The organism is Halioxenophilus sp. WMMB6, assembly GCF_033283405.1.
GTDB lineage: Bacteria > Pseudomonadota > Gammaproteobacteria > Pseudomonadales > Cellvibrionaceae > Halioxenophilus.
The window spans coordinates 612,069-634,311 of the sequence record NZ_JAWMQR010000002.1 but is presented as its reverse complement, the minus strand read 5'-3'; the positions used below and the strand labels follow the sequence as shown (position 1 = coordinate 634,311).

At 53.3% G+C, this 22,243-nt stretch carries 18 protein-coding genes and 1 riboswitch; of the genes, 10 read left to right on the top strand and 8 right to left on the bottom strand.

Going from position 1 to position 22,243, the window contains the following annotated elements:
* Positions 1-94: 94 nt before the first annotated feature.
* The 7 genes from SBL51_RS08400 (at position 95) to SBL51_RS08370 (ending at position 11,616) form a co-directional block, all read left to right on the top strand.
* Entirely contained in the window at positions 95-556 is a 462-nt protein-coding gene (locus tag SBL51_RS08400; RefSeq protein WP_317930452.1) for a bacteriohemerythrin, read from the top strand.
* 13 nt (positions 557-569) lie between these two features.
* On the top strand, positions 570-1,031 hold the full coding sequence (locus tag SBL51_RS08395; protein WP_317930451.1) for a bacteriohemerythrin: 462 nt from the start codon (positions 570-572) through the stop codon (positions 1,029-1,031).
* Between the two features lie 892 nt (positions 1,032-1,923).
* Positions 1,924-4,338 carry a TonB-dependent receptor gene (locus tag SBL51_RS08390; RefSeq protein WP_317930450.1) on the top strand — a complete coding sequence of 805 codons (2,415 nt, stop codon included), beginning with the start codon at positions 1,924-1,926 and terminating at the stop codon, positions 4,336-4,338.
* Positions 4,339-4,540: 202 nt separating this feature from the next.
* The gene (locus SBL51_RS08385) at positions 4,541-6,487 is read left to right on the top strand and encodes a DUF3604 domain-containing protein (protein WP_317930449.1); all 1,947 of its coding nucleotides are present in this window, start codon (positions 4,541-4,543) and stop codon (positions 6,485-6,487) included.
* Entirely contained in the window at positions 6,484-7,350 is an 867-nt protein-coding gene (locus SBL51_RS08380; protein ID WP_317930448.1) for a peptidylprolyl isomerase, read from the top strand. The genes SBL51_RS08385 and SBL51_RS08380 overlap by 4 nt, the downstream gene beginning before the upstream one ends.
* Positions 7,350-8,318: a HupE/UreJ family protein gene (locus SBL51_RS08375; RefSeq protein WP_317930447.1), complete on the top strand. Its 969-nt coding sequence runs from the start codon at positions 7,350-7,352 to the stop codon at positions 8,316-8,318. Before SBL51_RS08380 ends, SBL51_RS08375 begins: the two co-directional genes overlap by 1 nt.
* Before the next feature lie 355 nt (positions 8,319-8,673).
* On the top strand, positions 8,674-11,616 hold the full coding sequence (locus SBL51_RS08370) for a hypothetical protein (RefSeq protein ID WP_317930446.1): 2,943 nt from the start codon (positions 8,674-8,676) through the stop codon (positions 11,614-11,616).
* Between the two features lie 93 nt (positions 11,617-11,709).
* Here SBL51_RS08370 and SBL51_RS08365 read toward each other — a convergent pair whose 3' ends face one another.
* Positions 11,710-12,657, bottom strand: coding sequence for a tyrosine-protein phosphatase (locus SBL51_RS08365; RefSeq protein ID WP_317930445.1), 948 nt, complete (start codon positions 12,655-12,657; stop codon positions 11,710-11,712).
* A 370-nt stretch (positions 12,658-13,027) separates the two neighbouring features.
* Positions 13,028-13,126: riboswitch (yybP-ykoY riboswitch) on the top strand.
* 85 nt (positions 13,127-13,211) lie between these two features.
* Between SBL51_RS08365 and SBL51_RS08360 the strand changes: the two genes are divergently transcribed.
* The 3 genes from SBL51_RS08360 to SBL51_RS08350 all read left to right on the top strand — a co-directional run bounded on the left by SBL51_RS08360 (position 13,212) and on the right by SBL51_RS08350 (position 15,932).
* Positions 13,212-13,766 carry a TMEM165/GDT1 family protein gene (locus SBL51_RS08360; RefSeq protein WP_317930444.1) on the top strand — a complete coding sequence of 185 codons (555 nt, stop codon included), beginning with the start codon at positions 13,212-13,214 and terminating at the stop codon, positions 13,764-13,766.
* 193 nt (positions 13,767-13,959) lie between these two features.
* On the top strand, positions 13,960-15,033 hold the full coding sequence (locus tag SBL51_RS08355; protein WP_317930443.1) for an acyltransferase family protein: 1,074 nt from the start codon (positions 13,960-13,962) through the stop codon (positions 15,031-15,033).
* A 158-nt stretch (positions 15,034-15,191) separates the two neighbouring features.
* Complete coding sequence (locus tag SBL51_RS08350) at positions 15,192-15,932, top strand: SDR family NAD(P)-dependent oxidoreductase (RefSeq protein ID WP_317930442.1); 741 nt, start codon at positions 15,192-15,194, stop codon at positions 15,930-15,932.
* On the opposite strand, the gene SBL51_RS08345 is transcribed toward SBL51_RS08350, so the two are convergent.
* From SBL51_RS08345 to SBL51_RS08315, 7 genes are all read right to left on the bottom strand, one after another.
* Entirely contained in the window at positions 15,903-17,540 is a 1,638-nt protein-coding gene (locus SBL51_RS08345) for a GMC family oxidoreductase (RefSeq protein ID WP_317930441.1), read from the bottom strand. The two genes, SBL51_RS08350 and SBL51_RS08345, sit on opposite strands and share 30 nt — an antisense overlap.
* 243 nt (positions 17,541-17,783) lie before the next feature.
* Positions 17,784-18,803 carry a GGDEF domain-containing protein gene (locus tag SBL51_RS08340; protein WP_317930440.1) on the bottom strand — a complete coding sequence of 340 codons (1,020 nt, stop codon included), beginning with the start codon at positions 18,801-18,803 and terminating at the stop codon, positions 17,784-17,786.
* Positions 18,804-19,248: 445 nt separating this feature from the next.
* Entirely contained in the window at positions 19,249-19,641 is a 393-nt protein-coding gene (locus SBL51_RS08335; RefSeq protein WP_317930439.1) for a hypothetical protein, read from the bottom strand.
* A 110-nt stretch (positions 19,642-19,751) separates the two neighbouring features.
* A complete protein-coding gene (locus tag SBL51_RS08330; RefSeq protein ID WP_317930438.1) occupies positions 19,752-20,522 on the bottom strand; it encodes a hypothetical protein in 771 nt (256 codons plus the stop codon).
* Positions 20,523-20,672: 150 nt separating this feature from the next.
* Positions 20,673-20,939, bottom strand: a complete 267-nt coding sequence (locus SBL51_RS08325; protein WP_317930437.1) for a YdhR family protein — start codon at positions 20,937-20,939, stop codon at positions 20,673-20,675.
* 127 nt (positions 20,940-21,066) lie between these two features.
* On the bottom strand, positions 21,067-21,417 hold the full coding sequence (locus SBL51_RS08320; protein WP_317930436.1) for a hypothetical protein: 351 nt from the start codon (positions 21,415-21,417) through the stop codon (positions 21,067-21,069).
* Positions 21,418-21,754: 337 nt separating this feature from the next.
* On the bottom strand, positions 21,755-22,120 hold the full coding sequence (locus tag SBL51_RS08315; protein ID WP_317930435.1) for a hypothetical protein: 366 nt from the start codon (positions 22,118-22,120) through the stop codon (positions 21,755-21,757).
* Positions 22,121-22,243: the final 123 nt, after the last annotated feature.

The following is a 22,243-nucleotide window of genomic DNA, read 5'->3' as shown; positions in this document are numbered from 1 at the left end:
CAATTTGATTTGGATCCTAGTGGTGCAATTCTGCACTTGAGGGTTGGCCGGGCAATACTAGACTCACCATCAAAGTCATTGCAGTAGTTTTGAGGTGCATACAGTGAGTATAAATTGGTCATCAGATCTTGAAATCGGTATTCCTGTCATCGACAGTCAACATAAACGAATTCTCGAATATATTAGCAAAGTAAAAAGTGTGCAAAAGAACCAAAGCCGGAGCGAGGTAATGGCCGTTCTGGATGAGTTGGTTGATTACACGCTTTCTCATTTTGCCTTTGAGGAGACGTTAATTGCCGAAGCGGGCTACCCGTTTCTAAAGGCGCATTTAAAGGTGCATGCGTTATTTACCCGTCGTATTGAGGATTATTGCCAAAAGGCCAAGGCCGGCATGGATGTAACCGATGAGCTGCTGCATACGTTGCAAAGTTGGCTGGTTAATCATATCCAGCACGACGATCGTGATTACAGCAAGGTGGTAAAGGCCAATTTGGAAGAGGCCAGCAGACGGGTGCGTACCAAAAAAGCCAGTTGGATGACTCGGCTGTTTGGTTAAAGCGAGGTATGCCATGACCCATTTTGTCTGGTCCAAAGAGTATGAATTGGGTATTGATGTAATCGATCATCAGCACATGCGCATTATCGATTACATCAACCGGGTTTATGAGGCGCTGAACAGTGGTGCTGACGAATCCACCCAAAATGAAATTTTAACCGGGCTGATGGATTACACCTTCTCCCACCTGGCTTTTGAGGAAGCCATGTTGGAAGAGGTCGATTATCAGGATCTATCTGCTCACAAGCTCAGCCATAAAGCTTTTACTGAACTGGTCAATCATCTACAACAGAGTGCCAAAGAGGGAAGAGCCGTGGGCGCGGAGTTAGCTAATCTTTTGCAGAATTGGTTAATTGCTCACATCATGGTGGAAGATGCCAAGTATGTGCCGGCGGTAAAAACGCTGTTGCTCAAGGAGGATGGTGTTGTGCACCACGGTTGGTTGCGTGAGGCCGTTACCCGCTATTTTCAATAACACGGCTTTCCATAACCGCTTTCAATAACGGTCAGGCAGGTAGCAATAGCGACCAGTGCCGTCTCCAATTTCTGGTAGTGGTTATTTTATTCGCTGCTGCGCCAGCCGGCTCTCTTTATCGCAGATTGGTTGGCGCCGCTATTTTTCTCTCCTCTATTCGCGCCTATCGAAGTGAATGGAGAGCAACTTTCTTATCTACTTTTGTTATTTGGTCTGGTTTATTGGTCGTTGCTAAATCTATGTTAATTAATTGGTGCGCGGAAATTGCCGGTGCAAATACAAAAGTATCTATTGAATGACCAGTCAAGACCAGGGCCTGCCTTCCCAAATAGACTCCACCGTATCGGCCGGGTTGTAATCGGTTAATTACGTTTCTCTTCAGGCATAAAATTTTCCACCATAGCTCTCTCCACCATAATGATTCAGTGTGTATTGCGTGCGCTGATATGAGCTGGACGAAGCCAACTTTTTGCGCAGGAATGGCGGGCGACTTTAGCTTACATCCGTAGCCACTTGTCGGCTCTTACTGACAGGCATGGCTTCTATGCCCGCGATTAATGTTAGGTTGGTTGATGAATTGGATAGGTGTTCTTTGCCGTGTAAAGCATGCTTTGTGGTTGGTGCGCGATGTAATTAGGGGCGGCTGGATAGCTACACCTTTGGCCGTTGTGATAAACCGCGCTGCCAAAAATCGATACTGTGGCTGAATCTCTATGCAGCCGGGTTCACCAAATTCTGGACGACAGATTCAATAAGCTAATAGACTTTTACACAGTGTCGAAAAACACCAGTCTATCAATAATTAAAACAATAATTACGCACCGTACACCCTAAAACTCTCAGCCGGGTGTTCGGCGGTAGTCACCACAATAAAAATAATTTCGGAGTTGAGATGTTGAAGCACAATTCGAAAAAGCTACTTTGTGTCGCTATAGCCTCTGTTACACTAAATTCTCTGTCCACCAACAGCTACGCCGTAGGTGACGATCTGATGTTGGAAGAGATTGTCGTTACCGCCCGTCGCCGGGATGAGAGCCTGCAGGATGTGCCGCTCACCGTGAACGTGGTCGGTGCCGATGACCTTGCCGATAACAATATCCGCCACGCCAAAGACCTGCAGGGTCTGGTAGCCGGTTTAACCCTGGCGGAAGATCCCATTGCCCCCAATGCTTCTCTGCGCGGTGTCCGTTTTGATGCCTTTGCCAGCGGCTTTAACCCAACGGTGGAGTTCTATCTGAACGACTCGCCGGTGGTCTCTTCGGTGGCCATGCAGGCGCTGTTTGACGTTGGCCAGATTGAGGTGCTGCGTGGCCCGCAAGGCACACTGCGCGGCCGGGCTTCGCCCTCGGGTTCAATCACCATTACCACCAAGCGTCCGGATTACTACAACTTCGATGCCTACGTTGATGTAACGGGCAGCGATGCCGACTCCGAGAACGTGCGCGCTGCGGTCAACCTGCCGCTGATTGAAGAGATCCTGGCTGTGCGCCTGGCCGGTTTTTACGAAACCAACAATAACGGTGATATCGAGTCGACCACCAGTGGTGTGGAATCCGACTACGAAGGTGATGGTTATCGGGTGTCGGTAGCCTTTGCGCCGGTGGACTCCTTCGAAGCCAATTTGATGTACCAGCGTCTACGACCGGAGCGTACCACGCTCTCGCAAGTGGAATCCGGAAACCTGGCTGACAGCTCCATCAGCGTCAGCTCACCAATCGTTCGCGCTGGCGACCGCAAGGCAACCTCTACTGATGCCCAGTGGAGCTTCCAAGATATGCAGCGCACCAATTTGGAGATGCGTTGGGATGTTGGCCCAATCACCGCTAACTATGCCGGCTCCATTACCGATCAGACTATCGAAAACCTCAACCCGGAAGAGAGTGACCCGGCCGGTTACTTTAACAATTATGTTGCTCAGGGGCTTGATAAGTACCGACGCGATCTGGTAAGTGATGTCGATACCGTGAGCCATGAATTGCGCTTCTCGCCCTCCGAGTACCTGTTCGACGGTAAACTTACCTTTGTTGTCGGTGGTTTGATGCAGGAGAACCAATCAAAAAATGATCTGTTGACGCCCACCGCCGTCTTCTTTGATATCGGCCCTGCGCCAGGTTTTTATCTGCTGTCGGTTAACACACAGATCAATACCCATCTGAAATCCACAGAGGAGTCGCTGTTTGGTAACGTCACCTATTTTATTACCGACGATACCGAATTCTCGCTGGGTGTTCGTCAGATCAATTTCGAATTGGACACCTCCCTGGATGTGGGTGGCAACCGCGTTTCCCAGCTGAGCAACGACTGGGATGACACCATCTACTCTGCCTCGTTGAAGCACAGCTTCACGGATAACTTCCTTGCCTACGCTTCATACGGCACCTCTTGGCGCCCGGGTATTAGTGCGGTGGGTAACTTCAGTGTGGCGCAGTCTGACCGTGAGAAGAGTTTCCAAAACCTGGAGCCGGAAACCTCTGACTCCATTGAGTTGGGTATCAAGTCCGAATGGCTGGATAACAAGCTGCGTTTGAATGTGGCGGCCTTCCACCAGACGTTCGATAACTTCCCCTATCGCTCCGGTGGCTCTGGTGTCAATTTCGTCTCCACCTCGGCCAATACCGCCACCGACCCGGTGACCTTTAACGAGAGCGTGGCCTCGTTTAACTTCGTTGCCGCCGTGCCCGTGGAGGTGAACGGTATCGAGATTGAGTCTTCCTACCAGGCTACCGAGCAACTGGCTGTTGGTGCCATGTTGGCCTGGTCTAAGGGTGAAATCGATAACGGTGTTATACCTTGTAACGACTACAATCCGGCCGATGGCAGCCCGGATAGCACCAGTGCTGTTCCTACCGTAGCTGAGATTCGTGCTGCGACTGGTGGCGATAATGTTGGTGCCTGTGCTGTGACTCAACGGGCTAACTTTGCGCCGCTGTGGACCATGACGCTGCAAAGCGAGTACACCTTTGGTCTGTTGGGACAGGAGGGTTATGTGCGCGGCCTGGCAACCTTCTATGGCGATTCACAAAACGACCCCTCCAATGCCCTGGATGATGTCGACGCCTACAACACCGTCAACCTCTACACTGGTGTGCGGTCAGCCGATGGCCACTGGGAGGCGATGCTGTTTGCCAAAAACCTGTTTGATACCGAGCGTGTAATCCGCCGGGATACCACCTTGGCCAGCGCCAGTTATGTCTCTGTCAACCCCGCTGATTTCTCCTCCAGCGGCCAGTCTGGCACCACCGATTACCGTCGCATCAATACCCTGGCGCCGCGTGAGATAGGTGTTAACCTGCGCTATAACTTCTGATTTTGGTAAGGTTTTTATAGTTTAAATGTGGTACTTAATGCGGGCCTTGTGCCCGCTTTTTTATTGCTGATTTGCCGGGCGTTGTGAACCCATTTAAAGCGCTCAGTTTGATCGACTGGCTGTGCGCGACTGCCTGACAATAAAATAATGAGAAATCCGGCGGCCGACAGATACTCGGGTCGCCCACATCTGGAGCAGACCCATGCTAATTCCCCGTCCTACTCTTCCCTTCTTATCCGCCGCAAGTGCTAACGCTGGTCGCACTCGTCGCGAGCCCGTAGCGGCCTTTACTGTGGCGCGCACGGCCTTGGCGGTGTTGGCGGTGACCTCGATGAATTGGGTGCCAGCCACCTGGGCGCAGGCAGCAGCGGATGCCACCGCCCAATATTCGCCCCCGCTGCGCGCGCCGGTGGAAAAAAATCTCTACTGGGGTGATCTGCATCTGCATACCAACCTCTCCACTGACGCTTATATCAATGGTGTTAAGAGTGTCAGCCAGGCGGAGGCTTACCGCTTTGCCCGAGGCGAGACCATCACGGCGGACAATGGTGTTGAGGCGCGGCTGCGCCACCCGCTCGACTTTCTGGCGGTGACCGACCACGGTGAAAACCTTGGCCTCTACGCCCGCATTGAGGCGGGTGATCCGCTGGTGGTGGGTAAGCCAGTGGGCGATCGCTACAGCGAGGTGTTGGCCCTGGCGCCAGAGGTGGGGTTGCGCAACGCGTTTATGCAGGTGATGCGCAAACATGGGCCCATGCCCAACCTCTCCCCAGATGTGCAGAAGACCATTTGGCAGGACGTCACCAAAACAGCCGATGAGTACAACCAGCCAGGGCTGTTCACCGCCATTATCGGTTACGAGTGGACCTCCATGATCAATGGCGACAACCTGCACCGGGTGGTGCTGTTTCGCGACGATGCCAAGCTTGCCAGCCAGATGCTGCCCATCAACGCCAATGAAAATCCCGACCCGGAAGCGCTTTGGGCCGGTTTGGCCAAGTACGAACAGGCGGTGGGTGGCAAGGTGTTGGCCATCGCCCACAACGGTAACCTATCCAACGGCCGCATGTTCTCGCCCCAGCGCGTCAACGGCGATGCCCTCGATCGACAATACGCCGAAACCCGCGCCCGTTGGGAGCCGGTCTATGAAGTGACTCAGGTGAAAGGCGATGGCGAGGCCCATCCACGCCTGTCGCCCACCGACGAGTTCGCCGATTTCGAAACCTGGGATAAAACCAACGTCGCCTTCAGTACCCCCAAAGAGCCGTGGATGGTGCGCTATGAGTACGCCCGCGCTGCCCTGCTGGATGGTCTGGTCTATGAAACCTCTCTGGGTGTCAACCCCTTTAAATTTGGCCTGATTGGCAGTACCGATATTCACACCGGCCTCTCCACTACCGAAGAGGACAACTACTTCGGCAAATTTAAGGAGTCCAACCCCTCGCCCGAGCGCATGTACGCCAAGATGGGCGGCCAGTTTCAGGCTAATCGCGATTTGGGGGCCGCCGGCTTAACCGCGGTGTGGGCTGAGGAGAATACCCGGGCGGCGTTGTTCGATGCCCTGCGCCGGCGTGAGGTGTACGGTACCACTGGTACCCGTATCCGCCTGCGCTTCTTTGGCGGTTGGGAGTTCGCCAAAGCCGATGTCGACCGCGCCGACTACGCCCGCTGGGGTTATCAGCATGGCGTGCCCATGGGCGGTGATCTGCCGGTGGCGGACGCTAGTGGTGCACCCACCTTCCTGATTCACGCCGCCCACGATCCGGACTCAGCCTACCTCGACCGATTGCAGGTTATTAAGGGCTGGGTCGACAGCGAAGGTGAAAGCCACGAGCAGATCTACAACGTGGCCATGTCCGATGGCCGCAAGCCCAACCGCAAGGGGGGGGTTGCGCCGGTAGGCAACACCGTGGAGATAGAAAAGGCTGAGTACAGCAACAGTATCGGTGCGCCGGAGCTGGCCACTTGGTGGCAAGACCCGGACTTTAACGCCAGTGAGCCCGCCTTCTACTATGTGCGCGTGCTGCAGATCCCCACGCCGCGCTGGACCACTTATGACGCCGCCTTCTATGGTCTGCCGGTATCCGAAGGGGTGCCCGCCACCATTCAGGAGCGGGCCTATAGCTCACCCATCTGGTACCGGCCGTGAGCTGGCTGCGGCGGCTGGACCCCCTGCTGCTGTTTTTGGTGATCGGCTTCGGCGTCTATCTCCTGCTTAACGGGACCGGTAATAAGAGTGGTAACGAGCGGGTGATTGAGGTGAACCGGGCGGCGTTGGAAAAGATTTTGGCCACGCGCAGTGGCCAGCTGCGCGGGCAGGGGCTGGCTAACCTCTCCGCTGACGAACGCCAGGCGTTGATCGACCAATATGTGCGCGATGAAGCCCTGTTTCGTGAAGCCAGGGCGCTGGGACTGGATGAGGGCGACAGCGCCATTCGCCGGCGCCTGATTCAATCGCTGCAGTTCAGCCTGCAGCTACCGCCGGGCGGCACAGCTCAGCTGCCCAGTGATGAGCAGCTGCGCGCGTATCTGGCGGACCACCAGCAGCGTTATCTGCGCAGCGTCACGCTCACGCTGTCGCAGATCTACTTCGACAGCCAACGCCGGGGGCGCGATGGCGCCTGGCAGGCGGCGCAACAGTTGCTGGCAACCATGAACCGTGATGAGCAAACAGACTGGCTGGCGCTGGGTGATCGCTACCCCTACCAGCGCTCCCAGTACCAGGTGACTGAAACCACCCTGGCGGCCGAGTGGGGCGAGGCCGCCGCGAGCCAGCTGTTTGGCGAAACCGCTCCAGAAGGGCGCTGGTTTGGGCCGGTGTTGAGTGAACAGGGGGTGCACCTGGTGCGTATTGAGAGTCGTCAGCCAGCCGAGCTGCCGGCGTTTGCAACCCTGAAGCCACTGCTGCAGGCGCAGTGGCTGGCCGAGGCCCGTGAACAGGCGCTACAGGCGGCGGAGGCAGCCATTGTGGCGCGCTACCAGGTTCGCCTGGCGGCGGGTATCGGATCGTGATGCGGCGCAGTGTTTGGTTGTGGTTGTTGATTCTGGTTTCACCCTGGCTACGCGCCCACGATGCCCTGCCCATCGCCATTACCCTGACGCAACTGGGCGCACAGAGTTATCAGCTGCAGACCCTGCTGCCGCCCACTATTCCCGTTGGCGGTGAGCCGCATCTGGCGCTGGCCCCCAACTGCCAGCGCCAGGGTGGCGCCGGTGCCGTTGAAAACTGGCAGTGCGCGGGCGATGTGCCGCCGGCACAGTTGACCCTCGCCTATCCGGGCCAGAGCAACAATTCACCGATAATCGTGCGCTTGAACTACCGCCAGGGCGCGAGTCGGACAGTAGCCGCCATTGCTGGCAGCCGCACTGTACAACTGCCGGCACAGGTTGGCGGTTGGCAGGTATTCACTAACTACGTGGCGATTGGTCTGCAGCACATCGTTGGCGGTTACGACCACCTGTTGTTTTTAGTCTGCCTGATGGTGATTGCCGGCCGCTGGCGCCGCATCGTCGCCACGGTGACCGGCTTTACCCTGGGCCATGCGCTTACCATCAGCCTGGCAACCCTGGGTTATCTGGTGCTGGACAGCAGAACGGTGGAGGTGCTGATTGCCCTAAGTATTGTCTTTGTGGCGGCGGAGATAGTCCGCCCCCGGCGCGACAGCCTCACCTTTCGCTATCCCTGGCTGGTGGCATCGCTGTTTGGCCTGCTGCACGGGTTGGGCTTTGCCGGTGCCCTGCGCGAAGTGGGTATCCCGGCCAGTGAAACCGGCCTCGCTCTGCTGGCGTTTAACTTGGGTATCGAGTTTGGTCAGCTGAGCATTGTGCTGGCGCTGCTACTGATTTTCGAATGGCTTATGCGCCGGCTGCCAAGCTTAGGCGTACCACACCTCTCCCCGCGAGCGCTGCAACACCTATTGGCCTGGCCGGTGGGTATCATCGCCAGCGACTGGTTTTTTGGCCGGCTGTTCGCGTTCTAGGTAAGGCAAACAGCCAGTCATAAATGGCGGTTGTGTTGGTCTTGTTCTTGTTGAGAGTCTGCTAATTGGAGTGTTTTGCTGGTGGGCGTAAGGCTGTCCATCGGGCCTGGATCAATCCTATTTCCATTTCCAAGGGTGAGAGCTAAGCAGTGGGGCGATTGGTTGGTCCAGGTTGTGGCGAGGCTTAAGCTGGATGCGATTGACATAGGTGGAAAACACTGACGGATCTTACATTTGCTGCTCCAGGGCTACATGGCATAATTTGTCTCCTTTTGAGAGATGTATATCCTGCAGCGTGTCAAAAATGGACTTCAACGGCTGATAAGTAAGCCAATTCCTAAGTCATGGAGTGAGTATGTTAATTCCAGTTCGACCTCGTCTTTTTTTATTGGTGGGCTTGTTAGCCTGTGTCACTGCTTGTGGCGGTGGCGGTGGCGGTGGCGGTGGCTCTGCCGGCGAATACGGTCCCAGCGACCAAGAAAAAGATGATGCCGCAAACACCGCCTTGTACGGGCTTGTGTATGTGGAATCTATTGTTGAATTGGCTAACTTCAGTATTGATGCAGTATTGGAAAGGCAGCGGCTGTCTTTGTCCACCTATGAGTCCAACGCAGGAGAGTGTGAAGCAGGATCAGTCGCCGTAACTCATGCCGATCTGGATAACAGCGCAACTTTGACCGCCGGTGATGAACTGTTGCTCACAGCCAAAAAGTGTGAAAGCGCGTTGTTGTATGACACGGTAAATGGACAAGCCACACTGCATATATCAGAGTTTAGTAACAGCGGAGATGGCACTATCCACATTGTGGCCAGTGTGACATTCGCTGACGATTTCACTATCGGTCCTGACGAGTCGACGGTTGTGCGAGTGTCAGGAACTCTAGCCTTAAATTATGAGCTTACAGAGCAGTTGGAGACCCTATCGGTAGAGCTGCTTGGTGATTCGCCTCTGGAAGTGGTTTTCGATGCTGCCACCACAGAGTCTTTGGTGGAACTCTCTATCACTCGGGCAGCGCCTACAGCTCAAAGTGATCTTCCCAATGTAACAAGTCTTACAGTTGATATTAAGCTAGACAGCGACCTGTATGAGCAGCTCATCAATTGTCGAGGTTATGAGGTGCAATTCGACCAGGGCGGATTGGCTGAAGGGCCGGATTTTCGATGCGAGACAGATATTGGCACTGTTGCGATAGAGAATAACAATCGAATTTCTTTTCCCTCCTCAGTTAGCCCAAATCCTGAGCCGGAGTACACTTTTAATTACTCCGACGTATTTAACGGCGCGCTAAATAATCGAACTGTGATCGGTACCGACGTGTTTAGAGAGACCTTTCAAACAGGCACATTATCTGTTACGGCTAATGCTATGGTTCGGGATCCTGTGCGTGATCAGGTGTTAATCGCGACTGCAGCCACCAGTGATTTGTATGCCGCTAATCATTTGATTGCCTATGTGTCCGGCAAATCAATAACTGTGTACGACGGGGTGACCACTGAAATAAATCAATTGCGATTCAATGCGGCGGGGGATGTGCTCTATGCGCTGACCACAGATGGAACGTTGAACGCCTACAGTTTTCCGCAGCTGGAATTGTTAAAAAGCTTTCCTGGTACAGCGGATACCATCGAAAGTTTTGTGGTTGCACCGGATAATCCCGGTTTGTTGGCGATATATTTTAGCAGTGACGATCGGTTTGCGAATGACCAGGTTAGTATTTTCCAAAATCTAAACCTGGTTATGACTACTGAGGTCGAGCCGGAGAGTGATAGCAATGTTCAACTGAATTTTGGTCCGGCAAATGATGAACTATTTATAACGGCAAATGGGTTTACTACCCGGTTTCGAATGGTGGGTGATGCCCTAGTGGTTGGGGAAAGATATCGTGCAGGACTGGTTGGCTTTGGCCAATATTATCATGGCTATTTTGTTAATGGCTCTACATTAATTGACACCAGTGATTTTCACAAGAGTGGTCGGTTTGAATATAGTCAGGGTACGGTCTTTATTGACGAAGATTCTGGTTTGGGCTTTAGCGCAGGTTTAGAGGTGAGAGTCTGCGATCTGGCCAGCATGGTTTGTTTTAATTCACTATCAGCGCGTGATGCTGTTGGCAGTAAGTTGTACCTCGATGATCCCGAAGTTTCTGCGGTTAGTACCCAGCTATTGGTGGCTAGTCAGGATAAGATTTTTGTGTACGATAAGTCCGATTTGGGGCAGGTGGAAGGGGCTCCCTGTGAGCTTCTTGAGCGCAACTCTGAATATGCTATCAATTCATTGAATTGTCGAATCGTTGATGTTGTTTACGATGAGTTGCGCAATAAAATTTATGCGCTTAATGTTGGTGATGGTTCGTATCCTTTTCGGAAAAGTCAAATTGCAGAAATAGATCCAGTTTCGAATTTTGTCCAATTGCATGATGTTCCGCTGGCATCTTCCACTATTGAACTCTCTGCGGATCGCTCAATTATTTATTTGCATGATAATTCTACCGATGTGGTCAATCGCATTAATGTAGAAGATTTCTCTCTGCTTGAACCACTTATTGTTACACCCATTGAGCGTAATGGCATATTCGAAAGAACTGATAACTTCGACGAACTATTTCCATCTCTTTTAGAAAATGACGTGATCCTGTTGCAAGGGAATTACAGTCCAGTAGCAGGTGGCTTGGTGGGGCTATCCGGTAGCGGTCAGATTCTGTTAAATCAGGGAGTGCTGGATAATAGTAGCTTTATCCCTTTGGCGGATGGGAGTTTTTTGTCAGTAGGGACAGTGCCTGATATTGCAAGTATCTATTCCGTGATGGGTGATCAATTGATGTTTGTTGACTCGGTAGCTCTAGTGCGAGAATCATACCCTGTGACTGCCCAATTGTCTTCGGGTGATCTTATTAGCACCGCTGGTGAAGTGATATCTTTGACCACCGGTGAGATTGGAGACCCTCTGCCCTTCACAGATCCCTTGGGTGTAGCTAATCAAGGATTGGTGCTGGACGGTGAGGAGCTCACAGCATTCGCAATCTCAAATACCGATGTAGAGGTGGATCAGTTCACCGACAACTATTTCTTTGTTGAGTCGTTTGATCTGGCTACTCGCCAATTGATTTCAGCTTGGCAGGTACCTTATGGGGACTATTCGCGTCCGCACCGCAACCGATTAAAAGCTCTAACCAGCGGTGGACAACTCGTCTATCTGACTGATGAGGGTTTGCTGGATATTTTTCCCAGTACTCCGCCAGAATACCTTAATGCGAGCGAAAAACTGCCGCAATTAAAAATAAATTTCCCGAGGTTCTAATAAACGTTTACCGTCTCGGCCGGCTGTTCTCGCTGTAGTCGGCGCGGCCAGCCTGGCTTAAACAATGCCTGACAATTCACTCGGGACTGCGTATTACTTGCCCACCAAATAAAGCGCTCTAAGGGTGGCGATATCTTCCGCGCTTACACCCAGTGCTTTGTCCAGAAAGGCGGGCACCGAACCGTAATCCTGTTCAATCTGCGCGAAGGCGTAATAGAGGTAGGGCACGCCTTCATCGGTAAATACCGGCGTGGGGAACTGCCTAATTTGGCTGCCATAGGTAAGTAGTAGTTTGGCAAAGGCGTTGCTGTCGGCGTGGGCGGCCAGGTCAACACCGGTAAGCTCCACCGCCGGATTGCGATAGATGGGGGTGGCGACATAGTCCTGAACCACATTAGCGCGGGAGACGCCGAGCGCGGTGAGCAGCAGCGCCGACGAGATGCCGGTGCGGTCCTGGCCGCCGGTGCAGTGCACCACGAGTGGGGCGTCACCGTTGATGGCGTGGGCAAAGTAGGCCTTCAGCTGGGGGATGATGGCGTAGGGCATATGCCGGTAGGAGTCGCCCATATCATGCTTGCGGGTATCGCCGCCCAGTTGTGCCTGTTTAAGCATCTCGGCAAAACTGTAATCGAAGGTTTGGTAATTGATGCCGGTCTCTGCGAGCCAGCTATCGGGGAAGAGCGTCCGCTCCTCGTTGCTGCGCAGATCCACCACCGTATCAAAGCCAAATTGGGCCAAATAGCCTTTATCGGCCTCGGTGAGATTGGTCATCACCGCTGAGCGAAACAACAGCCCCTTGCGTACCACTTGGCCATCCACAGTGGGGTAACCGCCCAGATCGCGAAAGTTGGAGCCGCCCGCCAAGGGTAGTGCCCGTTGGTAACTGGTGGTGACACTGGTTTTGCTCTGCAGCTGGAGCGCGCTATCGATATCGGCCTTGGCGAATAGAGCGCTAAGGCCAAATAGTATGCCGGCGAATAGGGTCAGCCGCCGCCGGGCGCGGTGAGTTGGGTGGGGGCTGCTTGAGTGGGTAATGAGCATGGGTAGAGTCCTTGGTGTATGTTGCTTGAGCCGCTGTTGTCGGGGGTAACCAGCAGCTGTTGGCGGGTAGCCGGGAGCAGAGTGGTTTGGTTGGGGGAAGAGTATTAAGGGGCTCTATGATGGTTTTTTTACAGCGCGGCAGAATCAGCCGTTTTAGATATCTATAAAAATAGGTGGCTAAAAATCAGCAGCTTACGGTGGGTAGGTGGTTGGTTAGTGATCTCTCTAAGTTGGTGTGGGAGGGGGTAGAGGTTGCGGGGCTGGGGCGCGCCGTTCGGCCGACGTCGGGAGTCAGTCAAACTCGCCTGCCCTTACAACTCATCGTTGTAACCGCCGCAGGTTGTAATTCCATTTTAAAGTCGGTAACCTCCAACCTTCCTTAGGGGAGTAGTCTTCTCTCGTGAGAGAGCCTGTCAACATACTTGAGCCCTCAATGGCTTATGGCAGGTTCGTACCGCCGGCGCGGTATTGGCAAGACCTAAGGCAAATAGCAACCCCAACGGTGGGAGGTTGTTGTTTGCCTTATGTTTCAAGCCATCCCACCGGAGTATCTTATGGACGCATTCCTCATCTCCGCCGTTACCGTCACCCTGGCTGAAATCGGCGATAAAACCCAACTCCTCTCCCTCTTTCTTACCACTAAATTCCGTAACAAGTGGGCCATTATTCTCGGCATTTTAGTGGCTACCCTGCTCAACCACGCCGCCTCGGCCTGGCTCGGTGATTGGCTGGCAAGCTACCTGCAAAGCCGCATTGGCGAGTGGCTGATTGGCGGTAGTTTTATCGCCCTGGGGTTGTGGCTGTTGGTCCCCGACAAAGACGATAGCGAAGAGTCGGCACTGCAAAAATATGGTGCCTTTGTTGCCACCACGCTGCTCTTTTTTATGGCGGAGATCGGCGATAAGACCCAAATCGCTACGGTGTTGCTCGGCGCGCAATATGCCTCGGTCACCTGGGTTACCCTCGGCACCACTCTGGGCATGCTGATTGCCAATGTGCCGGTGGTGCTGGCTGGTGACTTTCTGATGCGCCGTATCCCATTGAAGTTGGCCCATCTGTTGGCGGCGGCAACCTTTATTGCCGTGGGTGTGGTGCGGATTTTCTTCTGATGCCCGAGGCGCTGCGGGGCGGTCGGAGTGGGTTGCGCCCAATTGGCGCTCAAAATAACATAACTTTACAGTCGTTAGCTGGTCTGGGGCACCCCATATTGTTATGTTGACTAGCGATTGATCAGTCAGCGGGTTGTTAACCAGCGATCTGGTAAGGTTGCGACTATCTCACACGACCAACGAGGATAACGGAATGTCCCAGCGTATTGTGTTTATTGATCTATTGCGTGGCGTCAGTATTTCACTGGTAATTCTGGGTCACGCCAGTTTCAGTTTTAATCTGCGTTCTGAGCTGTTGGCCGATCTGGCTATGTTCAGAATGCCACTCTTTTTTCTGATCTCGGGTACAGTGTTGTCCCTCAAGTCCTCGGCTATGCAGCTGTGTGTTAAGAAGGCTGATCAGCTGCTCAAGCCCTATCTGTTTACTCTGCTGGCGCTCTTTTGTGCCGATGCGCTGGTCCGCAGCCAGGCCTCGATTGGCGGCCTGCTCGGTATTTTCTACGGCAGTCGCGACAGTATCATCTGGCAGCCCATGTGGTACCTCACCCACTTATGGTTGGTGTTTGCTGTGGTGATCACCCTGGTTAAGGTGTTCGACCTGCCCAGTCGTTCTGCCTGGGTGAAGGGCGCTGCGGTGCTCGCCTGTCTTGCCACCGGCATTCTAACCACCCAGCTGCTCTCACCCATGCAGGTTACTTTTGACGAGCTCGATTTCAGGGCGGAGACCTTTCCTTTTACCTTTGAGTCGCTATTTATCAGTGTTGCCTTCTTTTTAGCGGGCTATTTTCTGCGCGATAAGATTGCCACCTTTAAAACCAACCCCTGGATACTCCTGGCGAGCGTATTGGTGTTTGTGGTGATCTCCCTACGCACCACAGCGGTGGTCGATTTGGGCAGTGGTAAATACCAGGCGCCGTTGTTTGCCTTGCTGGGTGGCCTGGCGGGTATCTATTTTATCTTCTGCCTGTCGCAGCTGGCGGTTAAGTCGAAATGGATAACCACACTGTTTGTGCACCTGGGTGTCTCCAGTCTGTTTCTGTTGATCTTCCACTGGTACCCGATGCAACTGGTGTTCGGAAAGTTGATGTATTTGCTTGGCTCCGAGTGGAAGCTGTTGGCGGCCGCCATTACCTACATTGCCTGCATCGCGATTCCGCTGTTAGTACGCCAGGTAGTGTTGCGCAGCCCCCTGCTGCAGCTTTTCTATATGCCAGTAACACAATTCCCACCCAGGTTAAGCCTCTATAAGAAGCTGGAAAAAGCCTGACGATTTCCACCGACATTCAGACCCTAAACAGGTGCGGCCGCCATTGCTGCACCTGTATTGACACACTCTTGACCACTTGAAAAGATACCCGGCTTTAGCCACCCAGGGTGGGGTGTTGGCCGCCCTGCCACTTTGTAGATCTACTGTGCAGTGAGACCATGAGCTTAAAAGATAAAGTAGTGATTGTGACCGAAGCCGATCTTGCTTTCGGCCGGGAGTTGAGTCGTCAATTGGTGGCCGCTGGCGCTTTGGTGGTAGCCGTTGGCCAAGATGAGCAGGCGCTGCTCGCCGCTGGCGAAGGGCTTGATGGCGAACACTATTTTGCCCAGGTGGTTAATTTGGGTGAGCAGGCGGCAACGGCGGAATTTTATCAGTGGTTTAAGCAGCGGTGGCCCAGGGCCGACATCGTTTTTAATAATCCCTGGTTTCACCCCAAGGTCAATTTTCTGGATGAATCTCCGGTGGCGTGGGATGCACTTATCGCCCGCAATTTGAATTCGGTGGCCTACCTGCTGAAGGCGGTGCTGCCTGATATGGTCGCCGCCAATGCCGGGAAGATATTTAATTTGGGCTCCTGGGCGCGCTTAAATCCCACTGCCGAAAGCGCCGTTTACACCAGTGCCCGTGGTGCCATCGCCTGCTTAACCAAGGCTATCGCCCAAGACCTGGCAAGCCGTGCCGAGCAGATTGAAATTCATGAATGGATTCCCGGGCATATAAAAATGAGCGCGGAGGAGGCGGTTGGGCTTGAGCCGAGCCTGGTGGCGGGTTGGGGGGTAAAGCTCGCCGCCGGCCCGGGGTTCACGACTAAAAACTGTGTGATTGCGGGGCACCAGGAGTGGCAGCCCCGGCAAAGTTTAAAAGCCAAATTAGCTGGCAAGCTGCTCTTCTGGCGTTGAGGCGCGGCGGGCGATTATCTGGTCGGCCACGCGCAAGGCGTTGGCCGCGATGGTAAGGCTGGGGTTGGTGCCGCCGCTGGTGGGCATAAACGAGCCATCCACCACATAGAGATTATCGAGGTCGTGGGCCTTGCAGTTGGCATCCAGCACGCTGGTGCTCTTATCATTACCCGCTTTAATGGTGCCGCAGGGGTGGCCGTAATTCAGATTAACCCCCTGATTCATAGGCATGGATTTTATCCCCTTCAAACTCTTGCGAATTAACTGCCGCAACATGACCACCCGCTCTTCAAACTCTTTGCGTACGTGATACTCCACGCGAATACCCGAGGGGGCGTCTGAGTCGTAATTAATGCGATTTTCCGGGTAGGGAAAATCCTCCACGATGGTGGCGTAAATGGTGGCTTTGCCGTAGAGCTTGGCGGCCAGATACGCGGGAATTCTCAACAGCTGGCGCACTGGTTTCAGGAAACGGTAAGCGCTGGCATCGAACATTAGGCGCAGGGCGTACAACACCAGGCCGTAGTCGGCCACACGCCCAGTCGATTGCACCTCGCCCAGTTTTACTCCGTCGTGCTCGTAAAAATCGCGCACCGCCACGGTTTTTTTCGGGCCATTGCGGGAGGCCTTGCTGGGCAGCCAGAAGGCGATAAATTCACTGGCATGGAACATCAGGTTGCGGCCGACCATCCCGCTGCTGTTGGCCAATCCGTCGGGCCAGTGCTCGTTGCTGGATTTAAGCAACAGCACCGGACTGAAATAGCTGCCGGCGGATAACACCAGGTTGGCGCTGCCGACAGCCAGGGTGACAGTCTCGCCATTTTTACTCACCACTACACCGGTAACGGCATTCTGATCGGCCTCGAGTTTATCCACTTCGCACTCGGCGAGAATGGTCAGTTGGCCGGAGGCGAGGGCAGGGGCGATGGCGGAGTTGTAGGTGTTGCGTTTGCACTGGATAGTGCAAATATTGCCGCCGCATTCACCACAATCGGGCGAGGTATAGTCGATGGCAACGTGTATGCGGTAGGGATTGAGGCCGGCTTTTTCACACTCTTTGAAAAAGACCGCATCGTAGCCGCTCATGGTGGGTGGTTCTGGCAGAGCGTATTGGCTCTCTGTATCGCGCGGGTCGACGCCGCCTTTGACGGAGAAGAGCGACTCGGCTTTTTGGTAATAGGGTTGCAGCTGATCGTAGCTGAACGGCCATTCCAGTGGTTGGCCGCTGGGTCCTTCGCGGCTTGCGAAATCCATCGGTTCCAGGCGTTGCAGCGCGGCGGCGTAGAGCAGGGTCGAGCCGCCCACACCACAGCCCAGTGGCGCCCACAAGTCCGCCGCCCGGCCATTAACCTGAATGCGCAACTTGGTTGGCCATTTGCCGTGCATCAGCCGCTCGTCGGGATCTTCCTGCTCAATCTGTACACCGAGCCCTTCAGTGGCAAACTCGATATTACCCTTCTCAATTAAAAGCACATTCTGGCCGGCTTGGCAGAGGGCATGCGCTATGCTACCGCCACCCATGCCTGCGCCGATGATAATGGCGTCCCAGGCGGAAGTGTTGGCTTCGGCAGGGGTGCTGAGTACTTGCGCATTCGTGGTGTTGATCAATTTCGAACTCCTTCCACTGGATCTGAAACGCGGGCTATTGTAGCAGAGAACACCTGGGGCGCTTGCCTTTGCTCGCAGCTCTTACTGAGTGTTGCATCAGCGCGTGGGCTATTGGGGGGCGCCACGGCAGATCAGGGCAAAGCATAACGAGGGCGGCAGTTTGGGTAAAGTCGCGCTGATCGAAGGGGGGACTCCGGGGATTAGAGGAGTGTGTTAGAGCGCCCGGTGGCTGACTATCGGGCGCTAGAAGAGATCCACCGTACCTGACTCCACGGCCTCGTATTTGGCCAGGCCGTTGGCGACCATATCTTCAAAAAAGGTAATGCGGTTGCGGCCGCTCTTTTTGCTGTGGTAGAGCGCCTTGTCGGCGTAATCGAGCAGGGTCACATAAAAGGTATCGGCGCTAATCTGGTGGGCACCAATGCTGATGGTGATATGGCCCACGCCCGGAAACGTGTGTTCGGCGATCGACTCCCGCAGACGTTCTAAAATCTGGTGGCAGGCATCGCGGTCGGGCGCACGCAAGATAACGACAAACTCCTCACCGCCAAAACGGAAAATAGCATCGTCCTCGCGGAATTTGGTCTTTAACTGCTGGGCCAGCACCAGCAACACTTCGTCACCATAGAGGTGGCCAAAGGTATCGTTAATGGTTTTGAAATTATCGATATCTATAATGGCTAGCCAGTAATTTTTACCGCCGTACAAGCGGGCATTGTTGGGGTGGTTCTCATCGAAGCTCACCGGTTGCTCGTAGAGTTTGAGAATGTACTCCTCAAAGGTTTTACGATTGGCGAGCCCGGTTAATTCGTCGGTTTGCGACTCGGCCAACAGCGAGCAGAAATTGCGGTAGATCTGAATAAAGCCGCTGACCAGATAGCTGGAGTTGGGGGTGGAGCAGCTCTTGGTCTCCAGTGTCAGAAAGCTGGCACAGTGGTTGGACTCCTCCAGCAGGTAAAGCGTCAACACATGATCCTTGTCCAGCTGGGTGGCCAGCTCGTGACTTTGGCTGCTCTCAAACTGTTGGATGGCGCTCTGCAGCGGCTGGCTCAAGGTAATATTTTCGTAATGGACCTGACAGCTCTCTTGATTGAACTCGGTCAGCGAGAGCGGCTGCCCCCGTTTGTTGACCTTAACCAGGCTGATGGTGCGGGGTTTTAGGTAATCCTGAATGGTTTGCAGCAGACTGAATTCCAGCAGTTCGACATCACGCAGGGATGTTAAACCGATAATCTTGTCTAGTAAGACTGGCTCATTTTTCATTATATTGAAGCGGATATGGCGATATAAACGACAGTTACACTCTATTAGATTGTGCTAAAAAGAACAACACCGCTGCACCTATTAAGCTGGAACTCTTTATTAAGTTTGGTCTTTCCTGTCTGGCGATGGCGTTAGGGTGACCGGTGCTGGTGCTGATTACTCGCTATTGACGATACTGCGCTTCCTAGGGCTTCCGGCCAGCTAAGATCAGAAAGAGGCAATGTCTGCTACGCAATCCCATAAAACCAAAGCCTCCGGCGACCATGGCAATGGTTCGTTAATGGTAATGGAGCGTTGGTAATGGTGCGTTGATGGCAAAGACGTCGAAACCTGGCTCCCTGCCGGTTCGAGCAAGTGGGTGAACCTGGTGGTAAAACTGATTCTGAATTTCAGTACAGCGGGGGTTTGCCAAGTGACGGCTGGAGCGCGGTTTTTGCGCACTTGGTTATGGCAGGCTGGAATATTTTTTACAGCGCTCAGTGGTTGGCGGGGCAATCGAAGGGGTGTCTGTCGCAAATCGCTCTCCCTCCACATTGAGCAGAAGTGTCTCGCTGGGTGTTAATGTGCCACTCACAATCTGCATCAATTCCCACTGCGCCTTAAGCGCGCCGCCAATAAAAAGTGTGCAAACGGTCATTACCAGAAATACCACAACCACCAGCGTTTTATCCCGGTAGTTGAAAAGCAGAGCGCGTATTACATCAACCAGGGACCAGCCAAATAGCAAGGCAAAAATTGCGGCAACCATTGCGAAGGGAGAGTCGGCAGCCATAGCAAAGCCCTGCCAGTAATCCAGCAGCTCGCCGCAACCAGTGCCGGTGACCACACTATAAATCACGAGACTCTGGAAGAGAAAAAAGAAGATGACCATTGTGGCGATGATGTAGCGGCAATCGCTTTGGGCATCGTGCTGTTCGATGGTTGCTACTCCTTTAGATCGGTTGCCGATTACGGCTCTCTGTCGTTTAAATAATTTTCAACCTGGCCTGGCTCAAGAGCGCAATCTGATGGCCAGCCGTAGGGCGGTTGGAAACCATCGCTCTCTTTAAATCGCCATTGCCACGGGGTGTCGGCAAGCGGCCGCTGAATTATGGGTAAGCCGTTAAGCTGTGGGTACTTGGCGATTAGCAGAGGCAGGTCGCGTTCGGCTTGATCGCTGGCTAGGCCAATTGCCGCCATCACCTGATTCCCCCGTTTTATACCACCGATACAGATTCGACTTAACAGGTTGCCGATATAGAGTGCCTGGCCCGTCTGCACGACAAATGTGTATTGCGTAAGGGGCAGGCTCCAGCCGCTTGGGGAAAAACTGTGGTCGCTGGTGCGGCTCATCATGGCCGGTGTGACCTGGTGAATTTCATAAACTCCCGCCGGCAGTGCCAGCGCGAACAGGTGGCCACATTCGTGCTCAAGGCCATCATCCGCACAGAGCGGCATTGTGCCCCACATATAAAAAGGGTTCCATTTGAACGCAGAGCTAATACTGCCGGTTATTTCCCGCGAGGATAGGGAGCGGTACTGATATTGGCTCCACTCGTACCAGGGAGGGTTGCCTGGGGCTGGCCTGGCGCTGACAGAGCCGATAACAATGCCCAGTTGGGATTCCGTCTCTGGTTTGTAGCTTGTGGTGAGCTCATGTTCAAGTTTACCCGCGCAACCGGTAATGCTCGGTGTGAAAAATAGCGCTGCAACATAAAATAAGCAGAGATTTTTATTCATTAAACGAGCCCCTGCATTGCCACCCGTGGAACTTATAAAAAGCCTGAACAGATGGTGGTTTTTAATCTTGATTTATTCCGTGTGACTGGTTGCTGTTACCACCTAGGCTATTGTTGGGTCTTGCCAATTTTTCTTGGCTGAAGCCCACTGCTAAATAGGCCCACGCTCTGAGTCGACCGGAAACAGCACCTCGTAGCGCTCCTTTCTCAGCGCGGTTGCCTCATAGGTGATGGGGATGGTTTTCGCCAAGTCGGATTGTAGAAAGGTATCGGCTGAATCACTGTCGTGAAAAAAGTAGATGCCGCACAGTTTGCCTGTTTCCGGGTCGCGACCGTAAATTTTTTGAATAAGACCGGGTACGGCTAGAAAGTTGGGTCGACGTGTCTCTAACCGCTTTTTTAAGCGCTGTAAAGTCAACGTTTGATTGGATCTGTACAAATAGGACAGTGGCCATAGCAATACCTCTGACTAATGGTTAAATCACCGATCTGTTTGCCGGATGGGTATGGGTCTGTGCTTACGCAGACGCTAGTGAGGCCGTAATTCAGGGTGGGTTTAAAGGCAGCATAAAGTAACGCAGCGTTGACCAGAAAAATAAAATGGGGTTAACCCACCGATAGTTGGCCGCATGTTCCAATACCTCCCCAGATATCGCTTTGGGGGTTTGCCTGTCGACTTCGCACACCTCTACTTCGACAAAGGGGGTTTCAACAATAAATCGACAACCTCTGTAGTCAAAATAGGCCTCATAATCGTCGGTCAGCCAGCAGGATTTTTTAGCGACTACCGTTACTCCTTCCAGCCGTTCAATGTGGGCTAGCATTGCCGTGGCTGAAAAGAAGTTGCTTCTGACTACAATTCCATGCAGCTTTGGATACCACTCGATCTTTTTCATAGCCAAACAATAACTCCGCAAGTAGGGATTGCGCCAGTCTAATTTTTGATCGCAGCTGTTGGCCTGCTTATTTTATATCGGTATTAAGGCTCTGCTATTTACCCGCCTCTTACGATGGCGGCAGTAGGTTGAGTAGCACCGCTTGCCAGTGGCTGAGCAGTGGTTCATTCGTTTTGAGGGGGTTTCTGTAGGATGGTTTTTGGCTGTTATCGACAGTGGCCAGGTTTTATCCTCAGGCTTTACGGCCTGGGGGTAGGCGTCTCAATTTAGGCTGTGCCTTAGTGGGTGTTGGTGTGTAGGCCGCAGCGTTGAGTCGTTACCCGCTAGCGCCACCTAATTAAGCAATAAATGGCTCGCCCCACCTCAACATTGTTTGTTCCAATTGATCGGTACAGGAACATTCAAAGCAGGCGCGCTTGGCGTTGCCGTTGTAATCCTGGCAGTTATTTGGGTTGTGGGCATTTTCAATGGTGATCTCTTCAAAATAGCGTTGCCAATAAGGTAATTCTTCAGCCAGGGGTGTACTGCAGAAGCAGATCTCCAACCAGCAGAGCGTGCCATCCTCCAGTACTCTCGCTTGCTGCATATTCTTAATATATTCACCAAAAGCGACCGAGCCGCTGCCCAATGTGTCGGCATTAATTTCCCGCATAAGATCATTTTTTAGCGAAGCTTTTAACTTGGCTTTAACCAGATATTTCATGTCTGTGTGCCCGTAATTAGATGGTTGGGTTACCGACTAACTGTTGCTAACTGAACGTTACAGGTTTGTTTTTTTATTATGCGAATTTAATGAGTTTAGTGAGGAGTCAGTAATCTTAGGGCA

Bases quoted from the DNA above. Each gene is read 5' to 3' on its own strand.
- SBL51_RS08395 (WP_317930451.1), top strand. From the start codon at position 570: ATGACCCATTTTGTCTGGTCCAAAGAGTATGAATTGGGTATTGATGTA.
- SBL51_RS08390 (WP_317930450.1), top strand. From the start codon at position 1,924: ATGTTGAAGCACAATTCGAAAAAGCTACTTTGTGTCGCTATAGCCTCT.
- SBL51_RS08385 (WP_317930449.1), top strand. From the start codon at position 4,541: ATGCTAATTCCCCGTCCTACTCTTCCCTTCTTATCCGCCGCAAGTGCT.
- SBL51_RS08375 (WP_317930447.1), top strand. From the start codon at position 7,350: ATGCGGCGCAGTGTTTGGTTGTGGTTGTTGATTCTGGTTTCACCCTGG.
- SBL51_RS08370 (WP_317930446.1), top strand. From the start codon at position 8,674: ATGTTAATTCCAGTTCGACCTCGTCTTTTTTTATTGGTGGGCTTGTTA.
- SBL51_RS08365 (WP_317930445.1), bottom strand. From the start codon at position 12,657: ATGCTCATTACCCACTCAAGCAGCCCCCACCCAACTCACCGCGCCCGG.
- SBL51_RS08360 (WP_317930444.1), top strand. From the start codon at position 13,212: ATGGACGCATTCCTCATCTCCGCCGTTACCGTCACCCTGGCTGAAATC.
- SBL51_RS08355 (WP_317930443.1), top strand. From the start codon at position 13,960: ATGTCCCAGCGTATTGTGTTTATTGATCTATTGCGTGGCGTCAGTATT.
- SBL51_RS08350 (WP_317930442.1), top strand. From the start codon at position 15,192: ATGAGCTTAAAAGATAAAGTAGTGATTGTGACCGAAGCCGATCTTGCT.
- SBL51_RS08340 (WP_317930440.1), bottom strand. From the start codon at position 18,803: ATGAAAAATGAGCCAGTCTTACTAGACAAGATTATCGGTTTAACATCC.
- SBL51_RS08330 (WP_317930438.1), bottom strand. From the start codon at position 20,522: ATGAATAAAAATCTCTGCTTATTTTATGTTGCAGCGCTATTTTTCACA.
- SBL51_RS08320 (WP_317930436.1), bottom strand. From the start codon at position 21,417: ATGAAAAAGATCGAGTGGTATCCAAAGCTGCATGGAATTGTAGTCAGA.
- SBL51_RS08315 (WP_317930435.1), bottom strand. From the start codon at position 22,120: ATGAAATATCTGGTTAAAGCCAAGTTAAAAGCTTCGCTAAAAAATGAT.